The sequence below is a fragment of the Streptomyces syringium genome (assembly GCF_017876625.1).
Taxonomy (GTDB): domain Bacteria; phylum Actinomycetota; class Actinomycetes; order Streptomycetales; family Streptomycetaceae; genus Streptomyces; species Streptomyces syringius.
The window spans coordinates 1,834,265-1,851,934 of the sequence record NZ_JAGIOH010000001.1 but is presented as its reverse complement, the minus strand read 5'-3'; the positions used below and the strand labels follow the sequence as shown (position 1 = coordinate 1,851,934).

The window sequence follows — 17,670 nt, the reverse complement described above, 5'->3', positions numbered from 1 at the left end:
GCGCACCCCCCAGGACCACGCCCCGAGCCCGCCGCGCTCCCACCGGCCACCTGACCTGGTACTCCTGCCCCATTGCTCACCGCGCGACGGATCCTCGCCGGGCTGACGACCGTCGGCGACGGACCTTGGTAGCAAGTTCCCCATCGCGGATCAATGTGGCTTACGACACGTCGACGGGCGAGTCTTATCGGGGGATATGAAGGCTCAAGTCCCCTTCCAAAGTTGTAGACCACATGGTCGGTTTTACTCTACGTTCACTCCTCAAGACCTTTACGTGTCTTCACGTTCGGCTCTGGGGAGGGCTGGGGGGATGTTTCGTCGTGCGCGCATGCGCGCATTCGGTGGCGCCATCGCTTGCGGAGTGGGTTTGGCCCTGACCGTGGGATTGGTGCCGGAAGCAGCAGCGGATCAAGCGTTACCCGGCCCGTCCCGGGCTCACAGGGATGGACCGGACAGCACGCCGAGGGTGTCCTCCGAAGAGGAGGCGCTGGCGCAGGCAAAGCGTTCGGGCAAGAACGTGGAGGTCGCCTCGCAGCGCGGGGAGACCAGGGACGTCATGGCCACGCCCCAGGGGTCGCTGGAGGCGCGGGAGTATTTACGTCCGGTGCGGGCGCGGGTGAATGGCGAGTGGAAGCCGGTGGACACCACACTGGCGAAGAGCCCCGACGGTACGGTCGCGCCGCGTATCACCACCGTAGGGCTGAAGTTCTCCGGCGGTGGCGACGCCGCGCTCGTGGAGCTGGACCGCGCCGGCCGCAAGCTCGCGTTGTCGTGGCCATCCAAGCTTCCGGCCCCGCGACTGGAAGGCGACACCGCCACCTACGCCGATGTCCTGCCGGACGTCGACTTACGGGTGGCCGCCCAGGTGGACGGCTTCACCCAGTTACTGGTGGTGAAGTCGGCCAAGGCGGCGGCGAGCCAGGAACTGGCCCAGCTGCGGCTGAAGATCAACGCGGAGGGCGTCGCGGTCCAGGAGACCGCGCAGGGCGGCCTGACGGCCGTTGACCAGGGCGCGGGTGGCGCGGTGTTCGAGGCGCCGACGCCGATGATGTGGGACTCCAGCCCGGGGCCCGCCCCCGCGAACAAGACGGCTCGTACCGCCGCTGCCGCCCGGAGTGCCGCCGGGCGCGGTGCAGGCGAGGAAGCAGGCCCGGGGGAGTCGGGCAAGCTGGCACCGGTCGGCGTGGACGTGCCCGCCGGCGGGCGGGAGCTGGTGCTGACGCCGGACAAGAAGGTGCTGACGGGGGCGGACACGGTCTACCCGGTGTTCATTGACCCGCAGTGGTACTCGCCCCGGTCCTCGGCATGGACGGTGGCGTCGCGGTACTGGTCGAGTTCACCGCAGTGGAAGTTCAACGGCGAGAGCACTGCCGGCATGGGCTACTGCGACTGGCGCAACTGCAAGCCCGAGGACACCAAGCGCCTCTTCTACCAGATCCCGACCTCGCGGTTCGCGGGCAAGACGATCCTGTCGGCGGAGTTCGTGGTGCCCGAGACCTGGGCGGCCTCGTGCGAGAAGAAGGGCGTTCAGCTGTGGCGGACGAAGGACATCTCGTCCTCCACCACCTGGGACTCGCAGAGCGCCTCCGGGTTCTGGATCAAGAAGCTGGCCGAGTACGACTTCGCGTACGGCTTCGAGGGCTGCGCGAGCGGTGACGGCGAGTTCAAGGTCCTGGACCTGGTCAAGGAAGCGGCGTCGAAGTCATGGTCCTCGCTGACCTTCGGCATGAAGGCCTCGGACGAGGACGACCCGTACGCCTGGAAGCGGTTCTCCGACCGCGCGTATCTGCGGGTGCAGTACAACCAGCCCCCGTCCCAGGTCGCCATGTCGCAGCTGGCGATGGAGTACGGCGGAGCCTGCAAGATCCCGGAGAAGGCGGCCCATGTCCGCAGCCTCGGGCAGGTCTACGCGAACGACGTCAAGGACCCCGACGGTGACGACATCGCCGTGGAATTCCAGGCGGAATGGGACGCGGGCGACGGCAAGGGAACCATCGCCCGCTGGAAACCGGGACTGACGACGTTCAAGAAGTCCGGGTCGGACTTCTCCATGAGCCTGCCCTCCACGATCACGGTCAACACGCCCGTGAACTGGTACGTACGCGCCTACGACCGCCAGGGCTATTCCCCCTGGTCGTACGCGGGATCACCCAGCGGCTGCTACTTCGTCCGCGACCCCAAGACGCTGCCCGCACCCAAGATGACCTCGGCCGACTACCCGGAGTCGAAACCGGGGGCCGCCGAGGACCCGTGGTTCGACGGGGTCGGCAGGTACGGCACGTTCACCGTGGGCCCGGCCACCAAGGACATCACCAAGTACATCTACGGCATCAACGGTGACGCGACGCCGAAGAACACCCTCACCACGTCGGAGGGGGCCGCGCGGGCGATCAAGGCCCTGCCGGGCCGTCCAGGGCTGAACTTCGTGACCGTGCAGTCCCTGGACGCCGCGGGCAACATGAGCGAGCCGTACACCTACCGCTACAAGGTCCGCTCCGGCCAGCCGGAACGTGCGGTGTGGGCGATGGACGACGCCCCTGACGCCACGCAGGCCCAGGGCTCCACCCCTGCCCGTACCGCCGAACTGCACGGCGGCGCGACCACCGGCGCCCAGGGAGTGATGGGCAGCGCGCTCTCCCTGAACGGCACCGACGGGTACGCGGGCACCGACATCCCGGTGGTGGACACCACGGGCGGCTTCACGGTCTCCGCGTGGGCGAAGCTGTCGAAGAAACCCGGCCAGGTCGCGGCCGTCGCCACCCAGCCGGGCAATCACACACCGGGCTTCCAGCTGTACTACTCCGTGGACTACGACCGCTGGGCCTTCAGCCAGATCGCCTCCGACACCGCCGGAGCTCTGCCGGTGCGGGTGATGCAGAAGAAGCCCGGCGGCGCGAAGCCGGGGGAGTGGGCCCACCTGGTCGGCGTCTATGACAGCGGGGACACCGAGCTGCGGTTGTTCGTCAATGGCCAGCTGGAAGCCACCGCCGAGTACAAGACCCCCTGGGACGCCCGCCGAGGACTGCTGATCGGCGCGGCCGCCGCCAACGGCAAGCCGACCGACTTCTTCCCCGGCCAGATCGACGAACTGGAGATCTTCAACAAGCCGGCCTCCACGAACGAAGTGTCCCGCCTCTACGCCAAGGAACACATCCGCGGCCCCGGCCGGCCCGCCCGCGCGATCTTCCCGCTCGACGAGGAGTCCGGCGCCAAGGAGGTCACCGGCCACGCGGACGTGATGCCGGCGGTCTTCCACGGCGGCCCCAAGCCGGGCACGGAAGGCGCCGACGGCAAGGCCCTGTCGCTGGACGGCGTGGACGACTACGCCACGGTGGACGCTCCGCACTTCAACACCATGGGCAGCTTCGCGATCTCGGCCTGGGCCCGGCTGCCGAAGGACAAGCCCACGCACACCTCGGTGATCCTCACCCAGGCCGGAGCCAACGCCAGCGGCGTCGAGCTGTACTACTCACCGACACACGACAGATGGGTGCTCAACCAGCACACCAAGGACACCCCCGACGCCCCCTCCAACAAGGTCGTCCAGAGCACCGGACCCGCCCCGCAAGGAGGCGAGTGGACCCACCTGGCCGGTGTCCGCGACATCGTCGCCGACACCCTGACCCTGTACGTCAACGGCACAGCAGCCGGCACCGTCCCCCTGAGCACCCCCTGGTACGCCGACCGGCAGCTCCAGATCGGCGCGGGAGCGTACGGAGCCAAGCGGGAGAACTTCTTCCCCGGCGAGATCGACGACGTACGGATCTACGACCGCCCCGCCTCCGCGGCCGAGGTTCAGCAGCTCTTCAAACAGCGGGCACTGGTCAAGGGCCGCTGGCAGTTCGATACCGCGCCGGGAACCCCGGCGGTCTCGCCGGACGCCCTGACCGACAAGGGCGCGGTACGCCACGACATGACGCTCGCGGGCAAGGCCACGATCGGCGCCGGGCGCGTCGACCAGGGCAGCCTGAAGCTCAACGGCGTGGACGCGGCCGCCTCGACCAACGGCGTCCCCGTCGACACCAGCGGCAGCTTCACGGTGACCGCCTGGGCACAGCGGGTGGCAGACAAGCCGGGCCGCGCCATGACGGTGATGAGCGCGGAGGGGAAGTACCAGAACGCGTTCACTGTCCGGTATGTGCCCGGCCCCAAGGGGCCGGGCGACGGGAACAGCACCGAGGGCCTCGGTAGCTGGCAGGTGACCATGCCGGGGAAGGACGCGGAGAAGGACGTCACCGTCTCGACGGTGGAAAACCACGCGCCCGACGACGTCGAGGGCTGGAACCATCTGGCACTGGTCTACGACGGGTTCGCCAATGAGCTCCGTCTCTACGTCAACGGTGCGTTGGAAGAGTTCGTGTGTCCTACCGCTGATGGTGTGCAGAACGACGGGTCGGTCTGCACCAACCGTGCCGCTCTGGCCGACAACGCGGTGAGCTTCAACGCCGCCAAGTCTCTCCACGTCGGCCGAGCCATGGTCAAGGGAACGGCCGACGAGTACTGGTCAGGTCAGGTCGACGACGTATGGGCATTTCAAGGAGCCCTGACCGAGGCGCAGGTCAAGGACCTCGCAGCGGGAACGCACGGTCGCCCCACACAGGTGCCCAACGGCTGACCCGCCGGGGCCCGGGGCCAGAAGGCCCCCCGGGCCCCGGCCCTCAAGCCGCAGTCGCAGAACTTTCCGCAGCTCCACACGTGCCGCAAGGCGCGCTGTGACGCATCAGCGAGGGATGACGAGGGATGAACGGCAAGGCCAGAACACGTATGTCGGCGTGGCAGAGACGCGTGGCGCTCACGGTGTCCACGGTCCTGGTGGGCGCCCTCCTGCAAGGCGTGGGATTCCCGGCAGCCGCCGCCGACGGCAGCCTGCCGGGCGCGCCGGGGGCGGGTAAGCCCGTCGAGGGCGGAACAGCCGACGTCAAGCCACGCAAGCTCGACCGGTCGCCCCGGACACCGGAGAAGGCCCCCAAGGCCGATTGGGCCGAGGGCGGACGGGCTGTCGTCGATCTCTCCGGATTGGCGGGGAGAGGCGGGGACAAGAGTGGCCACACGCTCACCGCCGACGGCCTGCCGGTGAGTCTCCTGGCCGCCCCGCCGAGCACCCGCCAGGGCAAGGGATCGAAGGCAGCGCCGGCCGAGGCCGTCCCGACGGGCAAGGCCGAGGTGCGAGTCCTGGACCGTGAGGTCGCTGAGCGCGCCGGAGTGGACGGGCTGCTGTTCACCGTCACGCCCGAAGCTCACAAGGCGGGGACGAGGGGAACGTCTGGTGATGCCGGAGTACGAGTGGACTACTCCAGGTTCGCCCAAGCATTCGGCGGCGGTTATGCCTCCCGGCTCCAGTTGGTTGAACTTCCCGCTTGTGCGCTCACTTCTCCGGGCAAGCCAGCATGCCGTAGGGGCAAGCCTGTGGGCGCGAAGAACGACACGGAGAAGCAGACGCTGACCGCCCACGCGGTGACGCTGCGCTCAGGGGCGGCGACCGTGCTCGCTGCTGCCCCGGCGGCCTCCGGGGAAAAGGGCGACTACAAGGCCACGTCTCTGTCGCCATCGTCGACGTGGAAGACCGACCTGAACTCCGGTGCCTTCAGCTGGTCGTACAACATCCCGGTTCCTGACGTCCCCGGGGGGCTGAAGCCGAACATCGGACTCGGGTACTCCTCGTCCGCGATCGACGGGCGGACGGGAAACACCAACAATCAGTCCTCCTGGGTGGGAGACGGCTTCGACCTGTGGCCGGGCTTCATCGAACGCCGCTACAAGCCCTGCTCCGAAGACGACGTCAAGAACGCCGACGGAAACAAGCCCGGTGACCTGTGCTGGGCGTACGACAACGCCACGATCTCCTTCAACGGCAAGGCCGGCGAACTGGTCCCCGCAGGGGACAACCAGTGGAAGCTGAAGAACGACGACGGCACGAAGATCGCCCGTCTGACGGGCAGCGAGCACGACAACGGCGACAACGACAACGAGTACTGGCGCCTCACCGCCCCGAACGGGACCCGCTACTACTTCGGCTACCACAAGCTGAACGGCTGGGCGAAGGGCAAAGACACTACAGACTCCACCTGGACCGTCCCCGTCTACGGCAACAACGCAGGCGAACCCTGCCACAAGGACGCCTTCAAGGACTCCTGGTGCCAGCAGGGCTGGCGCTGGAACCTGGACTACGCCGTCGACCGCCACGGCAACGCCGTCGGCTACTACTACGGCAAGGAGACCAACGCCTACGGCCGTAACCTCGAGGCCAAGGACGACACCACCTACACCCGCGGCGGGTACCTCAAGCGGGTCGAGTACGGACTGAAGTCCGCCGACCTGTATGCCAAGCCGTTGGCGAAGGCCGACTTCACCAACGCCGAACGCTGCCTCCCGCAGGACAAGGACAAGGTGACCTGCTCGGAAGACACGATCGACGACAAGAAGGCCTACTGGTACGACACCCCGTGGGACCTGAACTGCAAGGCGGGCACCGAGTGCGACAAGGGCCGGCTCTCACCGTCGTTCTGGACTCGTAAGCGCCTGACCGACATCACCGCCAGTGTGCTGAAGAGCGATGGCACATACGCGCCCGTCGACTCGTGGAAGATCGGCCATCGCTGGGGCATGGCCGACACCGACTACCAGCTCCTGCTGGATTCCGTGCAGCACACCGGCCAGTCCGCCAGCCCGGCCATCACCCTGCCGAAGACCACGTTCGCCTACACCCAACGCCCCAACCGCCTCGACAAAACCGGCGACGGCAAGGCCCCCTTCATCAAGGAACGGCTGTCCACGATCGCGGACGAGGGCGGCGGCCAGACCGATGTCACCTACTCGACCCCCGTCTGTGACTGGGGGAAGCTGCCCACCCCTGAGTCGAACACCACCCGCTGCTTCCCGCAGTACCTCAGCGGTGCGGGCAGTGAGGACCCGACCCAGCAATGGTTCAACAAGTACGTGGTGGACTCTGTCACCGCCACCGACCGCACAGGTGGCTCACCCAACCAGGTCACCCGCTACTACTACCTCGGCGACGCGGCCTGGCACTTCGATGACGACGACGGTCTGACCAAGGAGAAATTCAAGACCTGGTCAGGCTGGCGCGGCTACGGACATGTGCGTGTCCAGACCGGTGGTCAAGGTGCCGGTGCCATGAAGTCCCAGGAGGACAGCTACTTCCTGCGGGGCATGGACGGCGACAAGAAGGCGACCAGTGGTGGCACCAAGAGCGTGAACATCACCCTCGGCAAGGACGAGGGTGACCCCATTACCGACCACGAGTCCGCAGCAGGCTTCCTGTACAAGACAGAGAGCTACTCGGGCCCGGACGGAAAAATACTCGCGAAGACCGTCAGCCGGCCCTGGCATCACGAGACCGCGAAGAAGGCCCGCTCCTGGGGTACCGTCACCGCGAACTTCACCGGCACTGAATCGGCACGGACATCGACGTCGCTCGACGACGGGGCCGGTGTGAAATGGCGCCAGACCGCGACCGCGAGCGTCTTCGACACCACGACCGGCCGGGCCAAGCAGGTCGACGATTACGGAGACACCTCCACCACGGCCGACGACCGTTGCACCCGGACCACTTACGCGGACAACGCCGACGAGAACATCCTCTCCCTTCCCTCGCGCGTGGAGACGCTAGCCACGGCTTGTGACACCACAGTCGTCGACCGGTCCAAGGCGGTCCTCTCCGACGTTCGCACGGCCTACGACGGTGGCGCCTATGGCGCTAGCCCGACCAAGGGTGACGCCACCAGCGTGGCCACCCTCAAGAAGCACGACGGCAGCCAGGCGACGTATCTGGAGTCCGGCACCACCGTCGACAGCTATGGCCGACCCCTGGCCGTTACCGACCTGACCGCCGACGTCGTCTTCGATCTCGCGGGCAAGCAGCTCTCGACCACCAAGCGGAGCGATGGCCGCACCACTACTACGGCCTACGCACCGGACAACGGATTCCCCACCACCGTCACCACGACCACGCCCCCCTCGAAGGCCGGGGACGCGACCACCGCGCAGACCACGAAGACGACCGTGGATCCGCTGCGCGGCCAGCCGGTGACCAAGTGGGACGCGAACAACAAGCGGACCGACTTCGTCTATGACGCGCTCGGCCGCTCGACGAAAATCTGGTTGGCCAACCGCGCCAAGGCAGCGGGCGGCGCACCGAGCTACGAGTTCACCTACACGATCACCGATGGCAAGCCCGTCAGCGTCGGTACCAGGACCCTCAACAACAAGTCCGGTCAGCTCACGTCCTACACCCTCTACGACGGCTTCCTGCGGCCACGCCAGACCCAGGCCCCCGGCCCGGACGGCGGTCGTCTGCTCACCGATACCTTCTACGACGACCGCGGTCTGATGGCCAAGACTTTCGCCACCTACTACGCGCAAGGTGCCCCCGCTACCGCGCTCTTCGCGCCGGACGATGCCCTCAAGGTGGAATCCCAGACCTGGAACGCCTACGACGGGCTGGGTCGTGTCACCGAGAGCAAGCAGATCGCGGGCAACAGCGAGGTGGGGAAGCCCCTGGCTACCACCCGCACCCTCTACGGTGGTGACCGCACCACCGTCATTCCTCCGGTCGGCTCCACCGCCACCACGACCGTGATCGACGCCCGAGGCCAGACGAAGGAACTGCACCAGCTCCGCAGCCGCAGCACCGACGCGGACGCCGATGTCACGCGTTACAGCTATACACCCGCGGGGAAGCTGGCCGAGGTCACCGACCCAGCGGGCAACTCCTGGTCGTACAACTACGACCAGCTCGGCCGCCAGACCTCTGCCAGTGACCCCGACAAGGGCACCACCACCAGCAGCTATGACGACCGCGGTCAGTTGATCTCCGTCAGCAACGCCCGGAAGAACAAGAACACGCTCTTCTACGGCTACGACAATCTCGGCCGCAAGACGGACATCCGCGAAGGCTCCGCCACCGGAAACAAGCTCGCTGAGTGGACTTACGACACCGTCACCAACGGCAAGGGCCAGATCGCCTCGGCCACCCGCTACGTGAACAACAACGCCTATACGACCCGCGTGGAGGAATACGACTCCCTGAACCGGGCAACCAGCACGAGCACGGTCGTCCCCGCGAACGAAGGTGCCCTGGCCGGCACGTATGTCTCTCGAACCGCATATGACCCCTCCGGTACCGTCCAGAGCCAGACCTTCCCTCCTGCTGGCTCTCTGCCCGGCGTCGCCGTCGTCTACATGTACGACGAGACCCTGCGGTCCGTGCAGGCAGGCACTTCCGACGGGCTGAAGGGGGAGATCAGCAGCTACAGCCTCACCGGCAAGCCGCTCCAGTCGCGACTCAGCCACAACGGCGGCAAGGTCACCCAGATAACCAACGGCTATGAGTGGGGCACCCAGCGCCTGGCCAACACCAGGGTCGACCGCCAAGACGCCCGCGCCGCCGACAAGGCCGCCACGTACACCTACGACGAGACCGGCAATGTCCGCGCCGTCTCCGAAGTGGCTCCCGACGGCACTGATACCCAGTGCTTCACCTACGACTACCTGCGCCGCGTCACCGACGAGTGGACCCAGTCCGCCGCCAGCTGCGCGGGTGCCCCGATCGGCAATCTGATCGGAGGCTCGGCCCCGTACTGGAACTCCTACACGTACGACAAGACCGGCAACCGACTCACCGAGACCCGGCACGACGTCGGCGGCAACACGTCCAAGGACACTAAGCGCACCTACACCTACCCCGCCGCCGGCAAGTCCCAGCCGCACACGCTCACCGCGGTGGAGACGACCGGACCGACGGGCACGGCCAAGGACTCCTACGCCTACGACCAGACCGGCAACACCACCGCCCGCACGCTCGGCGGTGACACCGAGGCGCTCGACTGGGATGTCGAAGGCCACCTGGCGAAGGTCACCGAGTCCAAGGACGACAAGGTTGCCGAGACGACCTCGTACGTGTACGACGCAGAGGGCCAGCGCCTCATAGGCCGCACCGATACGGAGACCACTCTCTACCTCGGCGCCACCGAGATCACCCTCGCCAAGGGCTCCACCAAGCCGAAGGCCACCCGTTACTTCGACCTGGGCGGCGTCCAGGCTGTCCAGAACGACGACGGCACCGCGTCTTTTGTCATCGGCGACCACCTCGGCACGGGCCAGCTCGCGATTGACACGGCGACGACGTCGGCGACCCGACGCCGCACGACCCCCTTCGGTAACCCGCGAGGCGAACAACCGAAGAACTGGCCCGGCACGAAGGGATTCATCGGTGGCACGACGGACACGACCACTGGCCTGACCCACCTCGGCGCTCGCGAATACGACCCCACAACGGGCCGCTTCATCAGCGTCGACCCGGTCATGGACCTGTCGGACCCCCAGCAGAACCATGGCTACAGCTATGCGAACAACAACCCGGCTACTTTGTCCGACCCTTCGGGACTGCGTCCTGACGGTGCTTGTGGTGGAGCGGGTGCATGTAGGACGAACGACAAGAAGAAAGAGGTCCCGGTCTGGGAGACGTGGGAATACGACGGGGACGGCTGGGAGTGGGGGACGTCGTCGAGCGTAACGAGTAAACCCTGGGAGGAGGACGGTGTTGAATACACCAGGACGGAGTGGTTCGGAAATCAGGGGAATTACTATTCCTACGCAACGACGGTAGATAAGTGGACGCGGCCTGAGAAAAGCGGACCCTCGGTTGCCTCCATTTTTGCCTCCATCGTGAAGAGTGTGGCTCTTCCCGATACTGGCGCGTGGAAGGACTGCTTTCACGGTTCGGTATCGGGTTGCGGGTGGGCGGCGACCGACTTGCCGAGCCCTCTCAAAGCGGCGAAAGCGCTGAAGGTTGCCAAGAACCTCAAGGGGTTGAAGAGGGCTGAGGAGGCGGCGAAAAACTGCCATAGCTTCCTCCCCGGCACGGCCGTTCTCCTGGCCGATGGCACCAGTAAGAATATCGAAGATGTCGTGATAGGCGACAAGGTCCTTGCGACCGATCCGGAGACAGGTAAGACGACCGAGCGGGAAGTCGTCGCGAGTATCGTCACGGAAGACGACAAGGAATTCACCGACCTCACGGTGAAGACCAGTCAAGGCGAAGCCAGCCTCATCGCCACCGACACGCACCCCTTCTGGGATGCCGGCCAGAAGAAGTGGGTCGACGCCGGCGAGGTCACTTCAGGTACGCGGCTGCACGCTCCGAACGGTGACACGGTCGAGGTGACGGCAGTGCGTCACTTCCGCAAGCAGCAACGTACCCATGACCTGACCGTCAAGAGAACGCACACGTACTACGTGCTCGCGGGTGAAACCCCAGTTCTGGTCCACAATGCTAAGTGCAAGGTCGTGGCAGAGAACGATGCAGGTCGCTTTGGAGACCTCAATCCAGGTCAAGTGGGTGACGGATTGGAAGCCCATCACATGCCGCAAGACGGTCTTGGATTTCTTGCCAGAAACGAGGGTGGGGCGATCGTGATGAAGCAGGGGGATCATGCGCTAACGAGGACTTACAAGTCTTTGGGCCGCGCCACAAAGGCAGCTGAGAGTGGTATGCCGTTCCGCACTGTCCTTGCTCGGGATATCTGGGACTTGCGTCGAATAGGGCAGCAGCAGTACGGGGACCCAAGTTACTTCAATCCGGGAATTCAGGGATTGCTGGGATATTATCGAAGGGTAGGAATGCTGTAGTAGTGTGAGCGGGACTGCGGTGCTGGAGAATTCCACCTGCGCCGCAGTCCCGCTTGGATGGCGAGGTCGGCGCCGCCCCATGGGCCGTATGCCAGTGCTCTGCTATGGTGGTGCGATGCGCGATTCTACTGATTTGCTGCAGCAGATAAGTGAAGACCGAGAGCTCGCGGTACTTCTTGCCGATGTCTTTGAATTTGATATCAGGCGCAAGGTGGATGGTGAATCTACAAGGCTGGCTTCAGGGCTCCCGCTCGAAGGTATTGCTGGAGATTTTACGGGTGGCATGTTCTATCTGTGTGGGACTCCAGACCTGTGCCGACCTGTGTTGTATGCGAGTTCGGAAGGCGACGCTGGAATTATCGCGACCGACTTGAGTGAGGCTCTCGCGCTGGTGGCTGGATTTCCGTACTGGAGGGACTGTTTGAAGTATTCTGCGGGTGGGGACTTGAGTGCCATGGAATCGGCGACAGCTTTTCTCTGTCACGACATGATGGAAAATTGTCCGACGATTGGTGCTGAGCAATATCGCGTTGCCGCGGCGCTTGGCCTGCCCCTAGAGCCTCCCTTGGTATTGGTGGCCCGCCTCCATGCAGCCGTGAAGAGCGCAGGTCCAGATTTCGCTTTTATCGATGAAACTGGTGAATATGGCAGTCTGTTTGGCCCATTTCCGCCTAGTCGTAATCAATTTTGGCGGTAGATAACCTCGTTCAGGCCTCATGGCATCAAGCGTGCGTCTTGGGACGGTTAGCGACGACGAACCTGATGACTTGTCGGGTGCGGCGCGTGCAAATGGTGACCGGAAGTCGGTCTCACCTCCGCCCGGCCAGCTCTGACAACTACCTATCATCACCAGGTGAAGCCTTTTTCTCGCTGGCTGGTCAGCGTTCCTACAGTTGTCGTTCTGCTTGCGTCTGCTGGCTGCGGGGCTGACGGCAGTGCTCACATCGCCGTTCCGGATCCAGCTCCGCCGGAAGAGCAGGCTCGACTCTGCCGCGAACTGCACAAAAAGCTACCTGCAACCGTTGATGGGAAAGAGCGGCGATCCGTTTCCCCTGAGTCGGAATTCACTGCAGCCTGGGGGAGCCCGCCAATTTCGCTGCGTTGCGGAGTGAGGCGTCCATTGGTAGTCACGGAGGGATACAAGTACTACAGGCCCCAATCTCCGACGATTGAGATCAACGATGTTGAGTGGCTTCCCGAAGAGCAGTCGGACGGGAGCCTGCGTCTGACGACCTCAAAGCGGACTGCCTGGGTAGAGGTGACGGTTCCTGCGAAGTACACCGGCCCCACTGGTGAATTCAGCATGCTCGTCGACCTCTCTGACGCGGTCAGAAAAATCGTTCCCTTCGGATATATCCAATAGGGGCTCGCCCCTCGGCGGCCACTCCAGCGCGTGAGTAAGCGTCTTCCGTCCTGTGTCGTGGGGATGAAGTGGCCTGGTCGGCAGGCGTGTCGGTGGCATGGCAGAGCCCCCATGTCGTTGGGGCGTTGATCGCACTCGACACCGGTGCCAAAGGGTTCTGTTGGTTCCGTATCCTTCTTTGCTCGATGCCCCGTATGGGCTGGACAGAGGCTTGGGTGCTTCAAACAGGTTCTTCCTGCGCTGGCGCATTTCGGATGCGATCGTGATACGGCGGGGCGAACGCACCCGGGGCGATTGCTGCCCTTGGCAGGCGGTGCAAGCGACAACCGCGCCGAGGCAACACGGAAACCCGAGCCCTACCCTTCGGTGCGTCCGAGCCCGTCCGCGCTCGGGGCCGCCGACGCTCGCCCGCCCGGGGTCCGGCGGCCCCGCCGGCATCCTGCCGACGCCCCCGCCGACGCCCCGCCACCCCGCTTCTGTAGAGATCCAACAGCGACTGCCAGTCCCCCCTGTCGCAGGTCGAGTGTCTCTTCGGGGACCTCTACCGATACGTTTCGGTGTAGTCGAGCACGACCTATGCATATGGAAACGGAAGGGTGATCCTTTGAGCCGCTCGGTTCTCGTCACCGGAGGAAACCGGGGCATCGGCCTCGCCATCGCCCGTGCCTTCGCGGAGGCCGGCGACAAGGTCGCCTTCACCTACCGGTCGGGTGAGCCGCCGGCCGAGCTCATCGACCTGGGCTGCCTCGCCGTGAAGTGCGACATCACGGACCCCGAGCAGGTCGAGCAGGCGTACAAGGAGATCGAGGAGAAGCAGGGCGCGGTCGAGGTGCTGGTGGCCAACGCCGGCGTCACCCGCGATCAGCTGCTGCTGCGCATGTCCGAGGAGGACTTCACCTCCGTGGTGGACACCAACCTCACGGGCACCTTCCGCGTCGTCAAGCGCGCCTCGAAGGGCATGCTGCGCGCCCGCAAGGGCCGTGTCGTGCTGATCTCGTCCGTCGTGGGCCTGCTGGGCTCGGCGGGCCAGGCGAACTACGCCGCCTCCAAGGCCGGGCTGGTCGGCTTCGCCCGCTCGCTCGCCCGCGAGCTGGGCTCCCGCAACATCACGGTCAACGTCGTCGCCCCCGGCTTCGTCGACACCGACATGACCCGCGTGCTCAGCGACGAGCAGCGGGAGAGCATCACGAAGCAGGTTCCGCTCGCGCGCTACGCGCAGCCCGAGGAGATCGCCGCCTCGGTCCGCTTCCTCGCCTCCGACGAGGCCGCATACATCACTGGAGCCGTCATTCCTGTCGACGGCGGATTGGGCATGGGTCACTGAACGTCATGAGTGGAATCCTCGCAGGCAAGCGCATCCTGGTCACGGGCGTCCTCACGGAGTCCTCGATCGCCTTCCAGGCCGCCAAGGTCGCCCAGAACGAGGGCGCCGAGGTCATCCTGACCGGCTTCGGGCGGCTCTCGCTCGTCGAGCGCATCGCCAAGCGGCTGCCCAAGCCCGCCCCGGTCATCGAGCTGGACGTCAGCAACCAGGAGCAGCTCGACGGGCTGGCCGACAAGGTCCGTGAGCTCCAGGGCGACGACGCCCGTCTCGACGGCATCGTGCACTCCATCGCCTTCGGTCCGCAGGGTGCCTTCAACTTCCTGGAGGGGAGCTGGGAGGACGTCTCCACGGCCGTCCAGGTCTCGGCGTACTCCTACAAGTCGCTGGCCACGGCCCTGCTGCCGCTGATGCCGCAGGGCTCCGCGATCGTCGGTCTGACCTTCGACGCGCAGATCGCCTGGCCGAAGTACGACTGGATGGGCGTGGCCAAGGCGGCCCTGGAGTCCACCAACCGCTACCTCGCCCGCGACCTCGGTCCGAAGGGCATCCGCTGCAACCTCGTCTCGGCCGGCCCGATCAAGTCGATGGCCGCCAAGTCCATCCCGGGCTTCGAGGAGCTCGCGGACGTGTGGAACCACCGCGCCCCGATCGGCTGGGACCTGGCCGACCCGGAGCCGGCGGGCCGCGGCGTCGTCGGTCTGCTGTCCGACTTCTTCCCGCGCACCACGGGTGAGATCGTCCACGTCGACGGTGGCGTGCACATGATGGGGGCCTAGCCCCGGCTGACGGCGTACCAAGGCCGTGTGACCCGTCCCCCGGACGGGTCACACGGCCTTCGCGTTCCCCCGAGTCGAGAACCGCGCCCACCGCCCGCACACTGGGAGGAACCGGGATGTTCCCGGCGCACCGTGGGGAGGAGGTACGGGCGTGCGTACACCCATCCGCCGCACCGCGGCACTGCTGCTCACCGCCGCCGCCCTCGCCGGCTCCCTCGCCCCCATGGCGGCCGCGGCCCCCGCGGAGCCCCAGGAGGCCGAGTGCCGCACCCGGATACACGGCTCCCGCGCCACCGCCGTCTGCTTCAACGGGCACGCGCGCCCCGACCGCGTCCAGCTGCACGTCGAGTGCGCCCGCTGGTGGGACCCGGACATGGACACCGCCCCGGTCACCGTCGACCCCGCCCGCCATGCCTCCCTCGCCCAGCGCTGCTGGCTGGAGATACGGCACGCCTGGGTGACGCACACCCCGGGCTGACAGCCCGCTCAGGGCCCGGCGGCCCCGTCGGCCCCCTGACGGCAGCCGAACGGATGGGCACCCGCCTCGGCCGACGCCGTCGCCTCGTCCCGGTCCCTGATCGCCGCCACCAGCCGCGCGTGGTCCGTGTGCGCCTCCGGCCGCAGCTCGGGGCCGACGTCCGCGCGCAGGAAGTCGCGGACCACCGAGCCCAGGTCCGCGTACAGCTCGGCCAGCACCTCGTTGTGCGCCGCCGCGACCACCGCCGAGTGCAAGGTGGCGTCGGCCTCGACGAACCGCTCCGCGTCCCCCGAGTCCCAGGCCCGCTCGCGGCGCTCCAGCAGCGTGTCCAGCTGCCGCAGGTCCGCCTCCGTGCGGCGCTGGGCCGCCAGCCCCGCCGCCTTCGTCTCCAGCGCGCTGCGCAGCTCCGCCACGTGCAGCGGATCCGCCTGGGCGAAGCGGCGGCGCATCACGCCGGCCAGTTCGCTGGTGGCGGCCACATACGTCCCCGAGCCCTGCCGGATGTCCAGCAGCCCGTTGTGCGCGAGGGCGCGCACGGCCTCGCGCACAGTGTTGCGGGCCACCCCGAGCTGCTCGACCAGCTCGGGCTCGGTGGGAATGCGCGAGCCGACCGGCCATTCACCGGAGGTGATCTGGTTCCGGAGCCCGGCGATCACCTGGTCGACGAGCGGGGAGCGCCGGGGCGAGTTCAGTGGCATGGAATTCCGTTTCGACGATTCATCCCATGATTCTATGATGGTCTTCATGGCACCCATGGCAGACGAAGACCGCGCGGCGGCCGACACCGCCGCACCCACCCGTACCACCGCACGCAGACCGGCGGCCGAAGCCGCGCCGGGGCCGGGCGTCGGGGGCAGGCAGCGTCTCCTGCTGATCGTGGGGCTCGTCATCGCCGCCCTCAACCTCCGGCCCGCCATCACCAGCCTCGGCCCGCTGATGAAGGAGGTCCGCGACGACCTCGGCATGAGCGGCACCCTCGCCGGGCTGCTCACCTCCGTGCCCACCCTGTGCTTCGCGGTCTTCGGTCTCGCCGCGCCCCGGCTGGCCCGCCGCTGGGGCCCGGCCGCGGTCGTCTGCGCCGGCATGGTGGCGATCACCGCCGGTCTCGCGGTCCGGCCGTACGCGGGCGGCACCGCCGGCTTCCTCGTGCTCAGCGCCCTCGCGCTGGCCGGCATAGCCGTCAGCAACATCCTCATGCCCGTGATCGTCAAGCGCTGGTTCCCGGACCGGGTGGGTCCGACGACGGGCATCTACTCCATGGCCATGTCCGCCGGCACCTCCCTCGCCGCGGCCGCCACCGTGCCCATGACCGATGCCCTGGGCGGCAGTTGGCGGCTCGGCCTCGGCATCTGGGCGCTGCTCGGCGCCGCCGCGGCCCTGGTCTGGCTCGCCGTCGCCCGCAGCCGCACGGCCCGGACGACGAACGCCGCCGACAAGCCGGCCACGCCGGGCGCCGGCACCGCGCCCGCCGGTACCGCCGTGCGCATCACCCGCAGCCCCACCGCCTGGGCCCTGGCCGTCTTCTTCGGCCTCCAGGCCACCGGCGCCTACATCACCATGGGCTGGATGCCGCAGATCTTCCGGGACGCCGGGGTCTCCGCCTCCACCGCCGGGGTGCTGCTCGCCACGACCATGCTGATGGGGGTGCCGCTCTCCTTCGTGCTGCCCCGGCTCGCGGCCCGGCTGCCCCACCAGGGCGTCCTCGTGCTCGTCCTCGCCGCCTTCGGTCTGACCGGCTACACCGGGCTGTGGCTGGCCCCGGCCGCCGGCGCCTGGGCCTGGGCGCTGCTGCTCGGCGTCTCCAACTGCGCCTTCCCGCTGGCCCTGACGATGATCGGGATGCGGGCGCGGTCCGGCGCCGGCGTGGTACGGCTGTCCGCCTTCGCGCAGAGCACCGGCTATCTCCTCTCCATCCCCGGCCCGCTGCTCGTCGGCGCCCTCTACGAGCGCACCGGCGGCTGGGACCTGCCGATCGCCCTGATGGCCGCCCTGATGGTGCCTCAGGCCGTGGCGGGCGTGCTGGCCGGCCGCGACCGGACCGTCGAGGACGAGACCGGGGCCGCCGCCCCGACCGCGTGAGCGG

9 protein-coding genes are annotated in these 17,670 nt (G+C 67.1%); 8 read left to right on the top strand and 1 reads right to left on the bottom strand.

Annotated elements, in window-relative coordinates; translation table 11 throughout:
• Positions 1 to 310 precede the first annotated feature (310 nt).
• The 7 genes from JO379_RS08125 (at position 311) to JO379_RS08095 (ending at position 15,587) form a co-directional block, all read left to right on the top strand.
• Entirely contained in the window at positions 311 to 4,615 is a 4,305-nt protein-coding gene (locus JO379_RS08125) for a LamG domain-containing protein (protein ID WP_245381412.1), read from the top strand.
• A 125-nt stretch (positions 4,616 to 4,740) separates the two neighbouring features.
• On the top strand, positions 4,741 to 11,646 hold the full coding sequence (locus tag JO379_RS08120; RefSeq protein WP_209514447.1) for a polymorphic toxin-type HINT domain-containing protein: 6,906 nt from the start codon (positions 4,741 to 4,743) through the stop codon (positions 11,644 to 11,646).
• Positions 11,647 to 11,761: 115 nt separating this feature from the next.
• A complete protein-coding gene (locus JO379_RS08115; RefSeq protein WP_209514445.1) occupies positions 11,762 to 12,343 on the top strand; it encodes a hypothetical protein in 582 nt (193 codons plus the stop codon).
• 156 nt (positions 12,344 to 12,499) lie between these two features.
• Positions 12,500 to 13,009 carry a DUF3515 domain-containing protein gene (locus tag JO379_RS08110; protein WP_307841922.1) on the top strand — a complete coding sequence of 170 codons (510 nt, stop codon included), beginning with the start codon at positions 12,500 to 12,502 and terminating at the stop codon, positions 13,007 to 13,009.
• A gap of 604 nt (positions 13,010 to 13,613) precedes the next feature.
• A complete protein-coding gene (fabG, locus tag JO379_RS08105; RefSeq protein WP_130877127.1) occupies positions 13,614 to 14,333 on the top strand; it encodes a 3-oxoacyl-[acyl-carrier-protein] reductase in 720 nt (239 codons plus the stop codon).
• Positions 14,334 to 14,338: 5 nt separating this feature from the next.
• Positions 14,339 to 15,109: an enoyl-ACP reductase FabI gene (gene fabI / locus JO379_RS08100; RefSeq protein WP_130877126.1), complete on the top strand. Its 771-nt coding sequence runs from the start codon at positions 14,339 to 14,341 to the stop codon at positions 15,107 to 15,109.
• Between the two features lie 151 nt (positions 15,110 to 15,260).
• A complete protein-coding gene (locus JO379_RS08095; protein ID WP_130877125.1) occupies positions 15,261 to 15,587 on the top strand; it encodes a hypothetical protein in 327 nt (108 codons plus the stop codon).
• 8 nt (positions 15,588 to 15,595) lie between these two features.
• On the opposite strand, the gene JO379_RS08090 is transcribed toward JO379_RS08095, so the two are convergent.
• The gene (locus JO379_RS08090; RefSeq protein WP_130877124.1) at positions 15,596 to 16,285 is read right to left on the bottom strand and encodes a FadR/GntR family transcriptional regulator; all 690 of its coding nucleotides are present in this window, start codon (positions 16,283 to 16,285) and stop codon (positions 15,596 to 15,598) included.
• A 55-nt stretch (positions 16,286 to 16,340) separates the two neighbouring features.
• Between JO379_RS08090 and JO379_RS08085 the strand changes: the two genes are divergently transcribed.
• Complete coding sequence (locus tag JO379_RS08085; protein ID WP_209518582.1) at positions 16,341 to 17,666, top strand: CynX/NimT family MFS transporter; 1,326 nt, start codon at positions 16,341 to 16,343, stop codon at positions 17,664 to 17,666.
• Positions 17,667 to 17,670: the final 4 nt, after the last annotated feature.